This is a genomic window from Gramella sp. Hel_I_59, from assembly GCF_006714895.1.
Classification (GTDB): Bacteria; Bacteroidota; Bacteroidia; order Flavobacteriales; family Flavobacteriaceae; genus Christiangramia.
Genome location: NZ_VFME01000001.1, coordinates 1,683,645 through 1,699,268, shown reverse-complemented (window position 1 = coordinate 1,699,268; position 15,624 = coordinate 1,683,645). Strand labels below are relative to the sequence as shown.

Here is a 15,624-nt window from a genome sequence, read left to right as displayed (position 1 = left end):
TTATGTTAGGATTAAAATTACCTACCGACCCGAGATGGGCTGATATTGCAGAGAAAAATATTGAAGAGATTCTTGTTGATCACGCATACTGTGAACAAAAAGCAGCTTCAACAGCTATTTCCCTCATCGTAAGTTTCCCGGAATATTCTGACCTTGTGAACGCCATGACCGCACTTGCAAGAGAAGAAATGGGGCATTTCAAAATGGTACACGACCGTCTGCTAAATATGGGATTCAAAATGGGTTGGGATCGTAAAGATGAATATGTTATACAACTTTTAAAGTTTTTCCCTAAGGGTGGTAGCAGATCCACTCAACTGGTACATCGTCTTCTTATCGCTGGTTTGATCGAAGCCCGTAGCTGCGAACGTTTCAGACTACTTTCTGAAGAACTGGAAAATAAAGATCTGGCAAAATTTTATCGTGACCTTATGATAAGCGAAGCGAACCACTATACGATGTTCCTGAAGTTCGCCCGGCAATATGGCGAAGACCGGAAAGTAGTAGATCAAAAATGGGAAGATCTACTGGAATTTGAAGCTAAGATCATGAAAGACCTGGGAACTAAAGAAAGTATTCACGGTTAGACCTTTTTCCTCTTAGAATCATTATAAAGAGATTTAATGATACCATCTGCAAGTCCGATTTTAGGTACATGGATCCAGTTGGCACGAGCCCATTTCATGGAGTTTACATAGATCTTCGTAGCTGGAATGATCACGTCTGCACGGTCATTCTTTAGATCCAGTTCGGTGATTCGCTCCTCGTAAGTATAAGAATTCAGTTTTTCATCATAGTCTTTCATATACTTCAAACTAAGAGCCTTCCCTTCCTTCTTTGCACTGGTTTTGAAAATATTGTTGATATTTCCTCCGGAACCTATAAGATCAATATCATCGTAATCCCTGGTAGTTTCTTTAACCCATTCCCGCATTTCTTCCCAGGTACGATGCTCAACAAGGTCTTCCATCATTCTAACAGTTCCAACTTTGAACGATCTGGAAGCGACCGTTTTCCCATTACTATACATGGTGTACTCTGTACTTCCACCCCCAACATCCACATATAGATAATTACAATCGTTCTGGATAAGTGCGTGGAGATCTGTAGCGGCGATGATCGCAGCTTCATGAGATCCGTCAATGATTTCTATATTAATTCCAGATTTCTCCTTTATTATAGTGGCAATCTCGTTCCCATTTGTTGCTTCCCGCATTGCCGACGTTGCGTATGCCTTATATTTTTCCACGCCATGAGATTTCATTAAAAGATTAAAGGCATGCATCGTATCTATCATACGCATGGTATTCTTTTCTGAAACTTTCTTCTTCAGGAACACATCTGCGCCCAGTCTTATAGGTACACGTACTAGAGAGGTTTTACGAAACATTGGTTCTTTACCCTCTTTTTCGGTGATAGTTGATACCAATAGTCTTACAGCATTGGATCCAATATCTATAGCGGCGAAATTTTTTTGTTTGATCATTCGTAAATTTCAGTTTTTCTTAAATAATAATCATAAAGTGCGAACTGGGACCTTACCTTTTCACCATCGGTACGTCTGTAAGGATTGTCCATTCCTCTACAATGTGTTCTGGCTTTCACATTATCACTCCAGCTAATTTCGAAGGTTTCAATAAGTTCCTGCTTGATATCTTCATCATAAATCGGACAGGAAATTTCAACCCGTTGATCGAGATTTCTAGTCATAAGGTCTGCAGATGAAATATAAACCTTACGATTTCCACCATTCTCGAAAATATAAACTCTTGGATGCTCCAGAAATTTATCTACAATGCTGATAGCTTCGATATTATCACTAATTCCTTCAATGCCCGGATTGAGGCAACAGATTCCGCGAACAATCAATTTAATTTTCACACCGGCTTTACTGGCCATGTATAATTTATCAATCACTCCATTATCTGATAAACTATTCAACTTTAATCTGATACCTGCAGGCTTTCCGTTCTTCGCATTATCTATTTCAGTCTGAATAAGATTATAAATGACATGTCTCGTATAATGTGGCGAAACTATCAAATGCTTATACTTGTTAACCTTGTAATTCGTCTCGAAAAATTCAAAGAGCATATCTACTTCCTTCAGAATAGCAGCATCTGCGGTGAAAAGCGTATAATCTGTATATAGCTTGGAGGTATTTTCATTAAAGTTTCCTGTACTTATAAAACCGTATCTCTTGAGTTTACCTTCTTCTTCACGCTCTATCACACAGGTTTTACAATGTACTTTAAGTCCCGGAACTCCAAAAATTAAATTAACACCTTCTTCCTGCATTTGTTCAGCATAACGAATATTTGCTACTTCATCGAACCTTGCTCGCAATTCGATCTGAACAGTTACTTTTTTGCCATTTTTAACAGCGTTGATCAGGGAGCTGGCGATATGTGAAATCTTTGCCAGCCTGTAGATTGTGATCTTAATTGTTTTAACCTTTGGATCCAGGGCTGCCTCTCTCAAGAATTTAACTACATAAGCAAAACTCTGGTAAGGAGTATATAATAGGTAATCCTTTTCAGCAATACCCTTTAGAACACTTGTTTGGAGAATCAAGCCGGGAATTGGCAGGGGCTCCCGTTTTTCGAATTGTAGCTCTGGCCCTCCAAGACTCGGAAAATCCATATAATCCCTCCTGTTATGATATCGACCGCCAGGTATGATACTATCGGTAGAATCGATACCCATTTTATTCATCAAATAAGTAAGCGTCTCGCTATCAATATTCTTGTCATATACAAAGCGAACAGGATCGCCTTTTATTCGGTCCTTTACACTATCTGAAATCTTTTCAATAAAGCTTTTACTAAGGTCACTATCCAGATCCAGTCCAGCGTCCCGTGTAATTTTGATCATGTGTGCCGAAAGACTCTCATAATCGAAAATATTGAAAATAGTATGCAGGTTATACCGAATGAGGTCATCAAGAAGAATAATGTATTGCTTACCATCCTCCTCTGGAAGTACCACAAATCGTTCGATATTCCGTGGGATCTCAATTAAGACATACCGTTTTTCCTTAGTTTTTCTCTTTAAGATCCTGTCTATTCCATCTTTCTGCTCTACTTCTTCTGTCATAACCATCTTCACCGCCAGATATGCTGCGGAATCCTTTAAAGACGGCATTTCCGGAAGTTCATTCAGAATAATAGTAACCAGGGCCGGACTCACCTTGCTTAAAAAATAGTTTTTAATAAAGTCCTGCTGTTTGTAGGTTACTTCATTCTCATTGATAACGTGAATATTGTGTTCCTTTAGCTGTTCCTGAATGTCTTCAAGGATCTTGAGACTTTCAGACTGTTGATCTATTACGATTTTGGTAATTGCCTCCAGAAGTTTACTCGCCTTAATTCCGCCAAGAACACTTTTAGCAGCTTTCCCGGCAAGATCAATCCGTTTAACGGTTGCATAACGCACCTTAAAGAATTCATCAAGGTTATTTGAGAAGATTCCCAGGAATCTCAATCTTTCTATCAAAGGCACTGTTTCGTCTGCCGCTTCCTGTAAAACTCTCGCGTTAAAGCTTAACCAGCTTAATTCGCGGTTCGTATATTTCTTATTAGCCATAAATTTTAGCGGAGATTTTTAGGGAATAGATGCAGAATGGTTTTACCTCCATCAATGCTTTGCCAGGAATCAGTTTCAAAATCGATCACTGTGAGGCCCGTTGTTGGAACATTATCGAATTTCTTATCTCCAAGAAAATTAACAAGGATCGTCATAGCTGGATTGTGACCAAACACTATAAGTTGATCCCGATCATCAGGACATTGCTGTATCTCTCTAAGTAACTCATTTTGATTGAAGGTGTAAAGCTCTTCTTTTACCACAAAATCTGGATCTTTTACATTCAAATTCTTCTTAAATAGCTTCGCAGTTTCATGTGCGCGAACGGCGTAACTAGTCCAGAACAATCCGCCTTGCTGATAGAAATTCTGGAAGTTTTTAAGAACTAGTTCAGCATCTTTATAAGCTCTTTTCTTTAGTGGTCGTTTGTGATCCGGAAGTTCATTCGCCCAGGATGATTTGCCATGTCTTACTAAAATTAATCGCTTCATAAATTATGGTGCTAAACGTTCGTATTTCCAGGAGTTGGTAGTTTTTTTGTATCGTATGCGGTCATGCAAGCGGCTTTCCCTTCCCTGCCAGAATTCAAATGTTTCTGGCTGGAAGACATATCCTCCCCAGTCTTTTGGCTTCGGAATTTCTTCTGAATCATATTTTTCTTCAAGACTGGACAATTTTTCTTCAAGATATGCTCTTGAAGGAATCACAGAACTTTGATCTGAAGCCATTGCCCCTAATTGACTGCCTTTAGGTCTTGAATGAAAATATGCTACCGACTGTTCTTCGGAAATTTTTACTGCAGTTCCCTGGATGATGACCTGTTTTTCAAGCTCTGGCCAGAAAAATGAAAGGCAACAGTTAGGATTTTCAGCCAGTGCTTTTCCTTTATCTGAAGAGTAATTTGTATAGAAATGAAAACCCTCCAGTCCGAAAGCTTTTAATAAAATAATCCGTGACTTTGGGATCATATTTTTTCCAACCGTAGCGATGTTCATTGCATTGGCTTCAAAAATATCTTCTGAATTATCAGCCTGGTTGAACCACTCCTGAAAAAATTGTAAAGGGTCTTCAGGAATAGCATTATCCTCTATTCGATCCTTTTCGTAGGATTTACGATAATCGTTGAGATTTTTGTTCATTTATAGGCCGCTTTTCCTGCAATTTACGAGTTTCGAAAGTAAGATTGAAATGTTTCTGATGGATTCTATCACATTTCATACCGGAAGTTAAAAACATGCACTTTGTCGGATATTGTACACAAATCTTCTTTTTTACCCACAATTCTAAAATTTAACGGACTACAAAAATTACGTTTGTTTTATAATTGATATTCAGTCACTTATACCTTATAACGACATCAAATTTAAGAAATTTGTTCCGCGGCGATTCTTAAATTCCTACAAAATTCTGACAGATGATTTTTTAGATTGTATTTTATCACGCAATCTAGGGATTGTATACAGCCTTTGAACGAGATTATATTACGTTATATCTAAAAAGCTGATTATTACACACTTCAGCCCTTTATTCTCTCTAATTTTACTTCAGAATTGCACCATAATAGAGTCACCCCCACACTTCTCTAAAGTAGTTCCTCAAAACTACAGGCTGTCTTTCAAATTTTAATGTATTCCCCAAATCAGAAGAAAAGATTGTTTTTCTCTGGAAGTTACCCTATTGAAATTATTCGAACAAACTCGCTAAGACCGAGAAAAAATAGAATTGATAATTCTAAACATTATTGATATGATTTGGAAAACTACCTTTACCAAAATTACAGGTCCAACTTTTGCTAAGAGCTTAATACTGGCTTTTTTAGCTATTTTCCTGTTCAGTGCAGATACTGCATATGCGCAATTTATACCTGATGGTAATTATACGCCTAGTGAGTATGCAGGTGGTCAGGTAAGAGATATTGACCTTAACGCTACTGGAACCTGTAATGTAAAACAGGTTTATACAGTAGTTAAAAGTGACAGTGAAGGACCTTATCTATTACTTGGATTCTACAATGGTAATGCTGGTCAGGCTACTTTCAGATATTATATAGATACCGATCCTACCCTGGATTTGGTTTCAGAAACTTTTAAAGGCGAGTCTTACAGCTTTCCAGGCGCAGATGTCGTATTACAGGTCAATGCCAGTGGTAATACGGCCTCCGTTTTTAAATATAATGGAACAAGTTTAGAAACTTATACAGGTAGTGGAATTATTGCAGCGGTAGGTGATTATAATCCAGCTGATGATAAATTTATAGAGATTAAGATTCCATTATCTGGGGATGGTTCAATAATCGATGTTTGTGATTTAGCTGACGGTTTCAATATTAATCTTGGTTCTTATATATCTTTTGCTGGTAAAAGTATCACTGCGAATGTTTGTAATTATGAAAGTTTTGATATTGATATTGCTGCTAATGGAAGCATTGATGGATCAACTTCTTATTGTTCTACACAAAACTCTACTGTTCTAACTCTATCCGGTAATTATGGAGCTGTTATTAAATGGCAAAAGAATGAGGGATCAGGTTGGACAGACATCGCTAATACCTCTAATACTTATACTGCCACCGATGTTTTGGTTACTACCAGTTATAGAGCAGTCATCGTTAACAACACCTGTCCTGGTAATGAGGTTGAGACTGGTACGGCTACAATAACAATATTAGATTCTCCTGATGCTCCAGTAGTTTCCGATACAGTTCAAACAACTTGTGAAATTGCAACTGGATCCATCACTGTAACTACAGTTAATGGTCTTCAATATAGCGTTGGTGGTGATTACCAAACAAGCGGATCTTTTACAGGTCTTGCTGCTGGTACATATAATGTAATTGCTAAAAATGCGGATGGATGTATCTCACCAGCTACTTCAGTAGTAATTCAGGAGCAACCAAACACTCCGGATGCTCCAGTAGTTTCCGATACAGTTCAACCAACTTGTGAAACTGCAACTGGTTCTTTCACTGTAAATACAGTAAATGGTCTTCAATATAGTATTGGTGGCGATTACCAGGAAAGCGGATCTTTTACAGGTCTTGCCGCTGGTACATACAATGTAACTGCTAAAAATGCTGATGGATGTATTTCACCAGCTACTTCAGTAGTAATTCAGGAGCAACCAAACACTCCAGATGCTCCAGTAGTTTCTGAAACAGTTCAACCAACTTGTGAAATTGCAACTGGATCTTTTACTGTAACTACAGTAAATGGTCTTCAATATAGTATCGGTGGTGATTACCAAACAAGCGGATCTTTTACAGGTCTTGCCGCTGGCACATACAATGTAACTGCTAAAAATGCTGATGGATGTATCTCTCCAGCTACTTTAGTATCTATTAATCAGCAACCAAACACTCCGGATGCTCCAGTAGTTTCTGAAACAGTTCAACCAACTTGTGAAACTGCAACTGGTTCTTTCACTGTAACTACAGTAAATGGTCTTCAATATAGTATTGGTGGTGATTACCAGGAAAGCGGATCTTTTACAGGTCTTGCCGCTGGAACATATAATGTAACTGCTAAAAATGCTGATGGATGTATTTCACCAGCTACTTCAGTAGTAATTCAAGAGCAGCCAAATACTCCGGATGCTCCAGTAGTTTCTGAAACAGTTCAACCAACTTGTGAAACTGCAACTGGTTCTTTCACTGTAACTACAGTAAATGGTCTTCAATATAGTATTGGTGGTGATTACCAGGAAAGCGGATCTTTTACAGGTCTTGCCGCTGGAACATATAATGTAACTGCTAAAAATGCTGACGGTTGTATTTCACCAGCTACTTCAGTATCTATTAATCAGCAACCAAACACTCCAGATGCTCCAGTAGTTTCCGATACAGTTCAACCAACTTGTGAAACTGCAACTGGTTCTTTCACTGTAAATACAGTAAATGGTCTTCAATATAGTATTGGTGGTGATTACCAAACAAGCGGATCTTTTACAGGTCTTGCCGCTGGAACTTATAATATAACTGCTAAAAATGCTGATGGTTGTATTTCTCCAGCTACTTTAGTATCTATTAATCAGCAACCAAACACTCCGGATGCTCCAGTAGTTTCTGAAACAGTTCAACCAACTTGTGAAACTGCAACTGGATCCATCACTGTAACGACTACTCAAGGATTTACCTATAGCATCAATGAAACTGATTACCAAACAAGCGGATCTTTTACAGGTCTTGCTGCTGGTACATATAATGTAATTGCTAAAAATGCGGATGGATGTATCTCACCAGCTACTTCAGTAGTAATTCAGGAGCAACCAAACACTCCGGATGCTCCAGTAGTTTCCGATACAGTTCAACCAACTTGTGAAACTGCAACTGGTTCTTTCACTGTAAATACAGTAAATGGTCTTCAATATAGTATTGGTGGCGATTACCAGGAAAGCGGATCTTTTACAGGTCTTGCCGCTGGTACATACAATGTAACTGCTAAAAATGCTGATGGATGTATCTCTCCAGCTACTTCAGTAGTAATTCAGGAGCAACCAAACACTCCAGATGCTCCAGTAGTTTCTGAAACAGTTCAACCAACTTGTGAAATTGCAACTGGATCTTTTACTGTAACTACAGTAAATGGTCTTCAATATAGTATCGGTGGTGATTACCAAACAAGCGGATCTTTTACAGGTCTTGCCGCTGGCACATACAATGTAACTGCTAAAAATGCTGATGGATGTATCTCTCCAGCTACTTTAGTATCTATTAATCAGCAACCAAACACTCCAGATGCCCCAGTAGTTTCCGATACAGTTCAACCAACTTGTGAAACTGCAACTGGTTCTTTCACTGTTAATACAGTAAATGGTCTTCAATATAGTATTGGTGGCGATTACCAGGAAAGCGGATCTTTTACAGGTCTTGCCGCTGGTACATACAATGTAACTGCTAAAAATGCTGATGGATGTATTTCACCAGCTACTTCAGTAGTAATTCAAGAGCAGCCAAATACTCCGGATGCTCCAGTAGTTTCCGATACAGTTCAACCAACTTGTGAAACTGCAACTGGATCCATCACTGTAACTACAGTAAATGATCTTCAATATAGTATTGGTGGTGATTACCAAACAAGCGGATCTTTTACAGGTCTTGCCGCCGGAACATACAATGTAACTGCTAAAAATGCTGATGGATGTATTTCACCAGCTACTTCAGTATCTATTAATCAGCAGCCAAATACTCCAGATGCTCCAGTAGTTTCCGATACAGTTCAACCAACTTGTGAAACTGCAACTGGATCCATCACTGTAACTACAGTAAATGATCTTCAATATAGTATTGGTGGTGATTACCAAACAAGCGGATCTTTTACAGGTCTTGCCGCCGGAACATACAATGTAACTGCTAAAAATGCTGATGGATGTATTTCACCAGCTATTTCAGTAGTAATTCAGGAGCAACCAAACACTCCGGATGCTCCAGTAGTTTCCGATACAGTTCAACCAACTTGTGAAACTGCAACTGGTTCTTTCACTGTAACTACAGTAAATGGTCTTCAATATAGTATTGGTGGTGATTACCAAACAAGCGGATCTTTTACAGGTCTTGCCGCTGGAACATACAATGTAACTGCTAAAAATGCTGATGGTTGTATTTCTCCAGCTACTTTAGTATCTATTAATCAGCAACCAAACACTCCGGATGCTCCAGTAGTTTCTGAAACAGTTCAACCAACTTGTGAAACTGCAACTGGTTCTTTCACTGTAACTACAGTAAATGGTCTTCAATATAGTATTGGTGGTGATTACCAAACAAGCGGATCTTTTACAGGTCTTGCCGCTGGAACTTATAATATAACTGCTAAAAATGCTGATGGTTGTATTTCTCCAGCTACTTTAGTATCTATTAATCAGCAACCAAACACTCCGGATGCTCCAGTAGTTTCTGAAACAGTTCAACCAACTTGTGAAACTGCAACTGGATCCATCACTGTAACGACTACTCAAGGATTTACCTATAGCATCAATGAAACTGATTACCAAACAAGCGGATCTTTTACAGGTCTTGCCGCTGGAACATATAATGTAACTGCTAAAAATGCTGATGGTTGTATTTCACCAGCTACTTCAGTAGTAATTCAAGAGCAGCCAAATACTCCGGATGCTCCAGTAGTTTCCGATACAGTTCAACCAACTTGTGAAACTGCAACTGGATCCATCACTGTAACGACTACTCAAGGATTTACCTATAGCATCAATGAAACTGATTACCAAACAAGCGGATCTTTTACAGGTCTTGCCGCTGGTACATATAATGTAACTGCTAAAAATGCTGATGGTTGTATTTCACCAGCTACTTCAGTAGTAATTCAGGAGCAACCATTCGGAGCAATTGCGAATAATGATTCAGCTTCTACTGATGAAGACAATTCAGTAGATATTAATGTTCTTTCTAATGACTTTAATCCAGAAGATGGAGAATTAGACATCGTTTCTTTCACTCAGCCGTCAAATGGTACTGTAACCCAAAATCAGGATAACACATTTTCTTATTCTCCAATTGAAAACTTCAATGGAACTGATACTTTTGAATATGCAGTTACTAATGGAAATTGTGGAACTGATACCGCTACGGTAACCGTAACTATTGGTGCTGAGAATGATTCTCCTATTGCTGTAGATGATTCGGCTTCAACTTCTGAAGATACTCCAGTTGAGATCATTGTTCTTAATAACGATTCTGATCCCGATGGTGATGAACTAATAGTTACTGAAGTTACAGAGCCTGAAAACGGTTCAGCGGTAATCAACAATGACGGTACAGTAACTTATACGCCGAATGAAAACTTTAACGGCACAGATTCTTTCGATTACACTATTTCTGACGGTAACGGTGGAACTGATACCGCTACGGTAACCGTAACTATTGGTGCTGAGAATGATGCTCCTATTGCTGTAGATGATTCGGCTTCAACAACTGAAGATACTCCAGTCGAGATCACTGTTCTTAATAACGATTCTGATCCTGATGGTGATGAACTAATAGTTACTGAAGTTACAGAGCCTGAAAACGGTTCAGCGGTAATCAACAATGACGGTACAGTAACTTATACGCCGAATGAAAACTTTAACGGCACAGATTCTTTCGATTACACTATTTCTGACGGTAACGGTGGAACTGATACCGCTACGGTAACCGTAACTATTGGTGCTGAGAATGATGCTCCTATTGCTCTAGATGATTCGGCTTCAACAACTGAAGATACTCCAGTAGAGATCACTGTTCTTAATAACGATTCTGATCCTGATGGTGATGAACTAACAGTTATTGAAGTTACAGAGCCTGAAAACGGTTCAGCGGTAATCAACAATGACGGTACAGTAACTTATACGCCGAATGAAAACTTTAACGGCACAGATTCTTTCGATTACACTATTTCTGACGGTAACGGTGGAACTGATACCGCTACGGTAATCGTAACTATTGGTGCTGAGAATGATGCTCCTATTGCTGTAGATGATTCGGCTTCAACTTCTGAAGATACTCCAGTTGAGATCACTGTTCTTAATAATGATTCTGATCCTGATGGTGATGAGCTTACAGTAACAATCTCTGAGGCTCAGGAACCTGCCAATGGAACCGTAACTATCGATGAGAATGGCGTAGTAACATATACTCCGAATGAAAACTTCAATGGAACAGATTCTTTTAAGTACACTATTTCTGATGGTAATGGTGGAACTGATACTGCAACGGTAACAGTAACTGTAGGTGCTGAAAATGATGCTCCGATTGCTGTAGACGATGCTGTTGAGACAGATGAAGACAATGCAATAACTGTTTCTGTACTCGATAACGATTCTGATCCAGATGGTGATGATCTTAGCGTAGTGTCTACTACAACTCCTGAAAACGGAACAGTAGTAATCAACAATGACGGTACTATTACATATATACCTAATGAGAACTTCAACGGAACCGATTCTTTCGACTACACGATTAGAGATGAAGATGGTTTAACTGATACTGCTACGGTAACAGTTACAGTAAATCCGGTTAATGACGATCCAATTGCTGTAGATGATTCTGCAACCACAGATCAGGATACTGCTGTAACTATTTCAGTTTTGGACAATGATTCTGATATTGATGGTGGTGATCTAGTGGTTACCGAAACTACAACTCCAGAGTACGGAGAGGTTGTGATTAATATTAACGGAACAATAACTTATACTCCTAAAGATAGCTTCACGGGTGTAGATACTTTCGAATACAGTATTTCTGATGGAAATGGTGGAACAGATACTGCGACGGTAACAATCACGGTTAATGATACTGAAGGACCAGAAATTACCTGTCCAGAAAATCTAGATCTTAACAACTATCCTGGTGTTTGTGGAGCTGTTGTAGACTTTACAATTCCGGAATTTACCGATAATGCTGAAGGTGCAACTATTCTTCAAACTAGCGGTCCTGCTTCAGGGGAAACATTTCCTGTAGGAACTACGACGGTTAGCTTTACTGCTACCGATGCCGCTGGCAATACAAGCTTCTGTAGCTTTGATGTGATCGTAACAGATACTGAAGCTCCTGTAGTAGAAGAAATGGAGGACATTACAGTTAATAACGATGCTGGAGTATGTGGCGCCGTTGTAGACTTCGGAATGATTGGAGCAACTGATAATTGTGAACTGGAATCTGTTGAAGTTACCGAAGGTCTTACTTCAGGATCTGAATTCCCTGTTGGCACTACCACTGTAACTTATACTGTAACCGATGTGTCTGGTAATACAACTACAGAAAGCTTTACGGTAACTGTAAATGATAACGAAGCTCCTGAAATCAGCTGTCCGGCGAATATGACTATTGATACTGAAACTGGCGTTTCTTATGCAACAGTTAATTTTGACAATGCTACTGCAACCGATAATTGCGAGGTGACTGTACAACAAACTGGCGGACCGGTTTCCGGATCTCAATTCGAGATTGGAACTACCACCGTAACCTTTACAGCAACTGATGCTGCTGGAAATACTACAGAATGTAGCTTTACTGTAACGGTAGAAGACAATGAAGATCCAACAATCGTTTGTCCTGAAACAATTAATCAGGAAAATGATCCAGGTATTTGTGGAGCAGCTATAAACTTCACACTTCCTGAAATATCTGATAATTCTGGTGATGTAAGCTTAGAGCAAACTAGCGGTCCTGCTTCAGGAGAAACATTTCCTGTAGGAACTACGACGGTAAGCTTTACTGCCACCGATGCCGCTGGAAACACAAGCTTCTGTAGCTTTGATGTGATCATAACAGATTCTGAAGCTCCTGTAGTAGAAGAAATGGAGAACATTACAGTTAACAACGATGCTGGAGTATGTGGCGCAGTTGTAGACTTCGGAATGATTGGAGCAACTGATAATTGTGAACTGGAATCTGTTGAAGTGACCGAAGGTCTTACTTCCGGATCTGAATTCCCTGTTGGTACTACCACCGTAACTTATACTGTAACCGATGTTGCTGGGAATACAACTACAGAAAGCTTTACAGTAACTGTAACTGACAACGAGGTTCCGGAAATCAATTGTCCAGCCAATATGACTATTGATACTGAAACTGGCGTTTCTTATGCAATAGTAGATTTTGAAAATGCAACTGCAACCGATAATTGCGAGGTAACTGTAGAACAAACTGGCGGACCGGCTTCCGGATCTCAATTCGAGATTGGAACTACCACCGTAACCTTTACAGCTACCGATGCTGCTGGAAATACTTCAGAATGTAGCTTTACTGTAACAGTAGAAGACAACGAAGATCCAACGATCGTTTGCCAGGATGACATCGAAATAAGCAATGACGAGGATATTTGTGGTGCTGTTGTTGAATTTAATACACCGCACGGCTCTGATAATTCTGGAGAATTTACGGTGTCTCAAACTGCTGGCCTGGCTTCAGGAGAAACTTTCCCTGTAGGAACTACGACTGTAAGCTTTACTGCTACCGATGCTTCTGGAAATACAAGCTTCTGCAGCTTTGATGTGATCGTAACAGATTCTGAAGCTCCTGTAGTAGAAGAAATGGAGGATATCACAGTGAACAATGACCCGGGAGTATGTGGCGCCGTTGTAGACTTCGGAATAATTGGAGCAACTGATAATTGTGAACTGGAATCTGTAGAAGTTACCGAAGGTCTTACTTCAGGATCTGAATTCCCTGTTGGTACTACCACCGTAACTTATACTGTAACCGATGTTGCTGGTAATACAACTACAGAAAGCTTTACGGTAACTGTAAATGATAACGAAGCTCCTGAAATCAGCTGTCCAGCGAATATGACTATTAATACTGAAACTGGCGTTTCTTATGCAACAGTTAATTTTGAAGATGCTACTGCAACTGATAATTGCGAGGTGACTGTAGAACAAACTGCCGGACCGGTTTCTGGATCTCAATTCGAGATTGGAACTACCACCGTAACCTTTACAGCTACCGATGCTGCTGGAAATACTTCAGAATGTAGCTTTACTGTAACGGTAGAAGACAACGAAGATCCAACAATCGTTTGCCAGGATGATATTGAAATAAGCAATGATGAGGATATTTGTGGTGCTGTCGTTGAATTTAACACACCTCAGGGATCTGATAATTCTGGAGAATTTACGGTATCTCAAACTGCTGGCCTGGCTTCAGGAGAAACCTTCCCTGTAGGAACAACAACTGTAACATTCACTGTTACCGATGCTGCAGGAAATACGTCTGAATGTTCATTCGATATTACTGTTACCGATGATCAGGCACCGGAACTTGAAGCTTTAGAGAATATCACTGTAAACAATGATGCCGGAATATGTGGCGCTGTTGTAACCTATGAAGCTCCTACTGCTACAGATAACTGTGAATTAGCGGAAGTTACTTTGACTGAAGGTATGGAATCTGGAAGTGAGTTTCCGATTGGAACCACAACTGTTACTTACACAGCAACCGATAATAACGGAAATACGTCAACTTCTACTTTCACTGTAGCGGTGATAGATAATGAAGCTCCTGTAATAGAGTGTCCTGAGAATATCACCGTAACAGTTGGTTTCGGAATAGAAAGTAGTATTGTGGAATACAGTATGGCTCAAACGACAGATAACTGTTCTGGAGAGACCATCACTATGACTAGTGGAATTGCTTCAGGTGAAGAGTTTCCTCTAGGTGTGACCACGATCACTTTTGAAGCGACTGATGCTTCTGGAAATACTTCAGAATGTAGCTTTACAGTGACCGTTGAAGAAGAACCTGCTCCTGCTCCACCGGCTGCTCCTGAAGTAGATGTGGTACAACCGAGCTGTTCAGAACCAACAGGAACGATCACGGTAGACGTTCAAAATGGATTAACTTATAGCATAGATGGTGAAACCTACCAGGCGAACGGAGTATTTACAAACTTAAGTCCAGGAACCTATGATGTGGTTGCTCAGGATGAGTTTGGTCAATTGTCTGATCTTACTACGATCGTGCTGGCAGAACCAGTTGCTGAAGATATTGTACTAATCGATAATGGAGTGGTTGATCTTTGTATCGATGATTCAGCTTTCAATCTTTTCGATCTAATTGCAGATAACGAAGATGTTGGAAATTGGATAGATACAGATAACACAGGAACACTTGATAACGGATTTGTAACTCCAGGCTCTCTGGAACTTGGAACATATACTTTCGAATTGCAAATCGATGGCAACTGTACACAAAGTACATTCGTAACCGTAATGATCAACGATGACTGTGTGGTTTTAGACTGTAGTGTTGAAGATGTAAGAGATAGCATCTCTAAAGCAGTAACTCCAAATGGTGATAACATCAACGATTTCTTTACCATAGATACAGACATTGCATGTGGTTTCACATACGATCTTAAGATATTTAATAGATGGGGTGCTAAAGTATTCGATGCTAAAAACTACCAGAATAACTGGGATGGATACTCAGACTCGTCATTCACAAGCTCAAATCAATTGCCATCAGGAACATACTTCTATGTTCTGGAAATAAGAGAAGGTAACTTCGAACCAATTCAAGGTTATATTTACTTAGGAACTAAATAAAAAAGGGAA

6 protein-coding genes are annotated in these 15,624 nt (G+C 39.5%); 2 read left to right on the top strand and 4 right to left on the bottom strand.

The features are described from left to right. Positions 1–2 precede the first annotated feature (2 nt). A complete protein-coding gene (locus tag JM79_RS07675) occupies positions 3–587 on the top strand; it encodes a tRNA-(ms[2]io[6]A)-hydroxylase (RefSeq protein WP_141877586.1) in 585 nt (194 codons plus the stop codon). Here JM79_RS07675 and JM79_RS07670 read toward each other — a convergent pair. From JM79_RS07670 to pdxH, 4 genes are read right to left on the bottom strand one after another with little or no spacing between them, the layout of a single operon-like run. Then, positions 584–1,486: a rod shape-determining protein gene (locus tag JM79_RS07670; RefSeq protein ID WP_141877585.1), complete on the bottom strand. Its 903-nt coding sequence runs from the start codon at positions 1,484–1,486 to the stop codon at positions 584–586. The two genes, JM79_RS07675 and JM79_RS07670, sit on opposite strands and share 4 nt — an antisense overlap. Continuing rightward, a complete protein-coding gene (gene ppk1, locus JM79_RS07665; protein ID WP_141877584.1) occupies positions 1,483–3,585 on the bottom strand; it encodes a polyphosphate kinase 1 in 2,103 nt (700 codons plus the stop codon). Before ppk1 ends, JM79_RS07670 begins: the two co-directional genes overlap by 4 nt. A 5-nt stretch (positions 3,586–3,590) precedes the next feature. Beyond that, positions 3,591–4,076, bottom strand: coding sequence for a histidine phosphatase family protein (locus JM79_RS07660; RefSeq protein WP_141877583.1), 486 nt, complete (start codon positions 4,074–4,076; stop codon positions 3,591–3,593). Positions 4,077–4,079: 3 nt separating this feature from the next. Further along, on the bottom strand, positions 4,080–4,724 hold the full coding sequence (gene pdxH / locus JM79_RS07655; RefSeq protein ID WP_141877582.1) for a pyridoxamine 5'-phosphate oxidase: 645 nt from the start codon (positions 4,722–4,724) through the stop codon (positions 4,080–4,082). A 607-nt stretch (positions 4,725–5,331) separates the two neighbouring features. On the opposite strand from pdxH, the gene JM79_RS07650 reads away from it, so the two are divergent. Further along, the gene (locus JM79_RS07650) at positions 5,332–15,615 is read left to right on the top strand and encodes an HYR domain-containing protein (protein ID WP_141877581.1); all 10,284 of its coding nucleotides are present in this window, start codon (positions 5,332–5,334) and stop codon (positions 15,613–15,615) included. Positions 15,616–15,624: the final 9 nt, after the last annotated feature.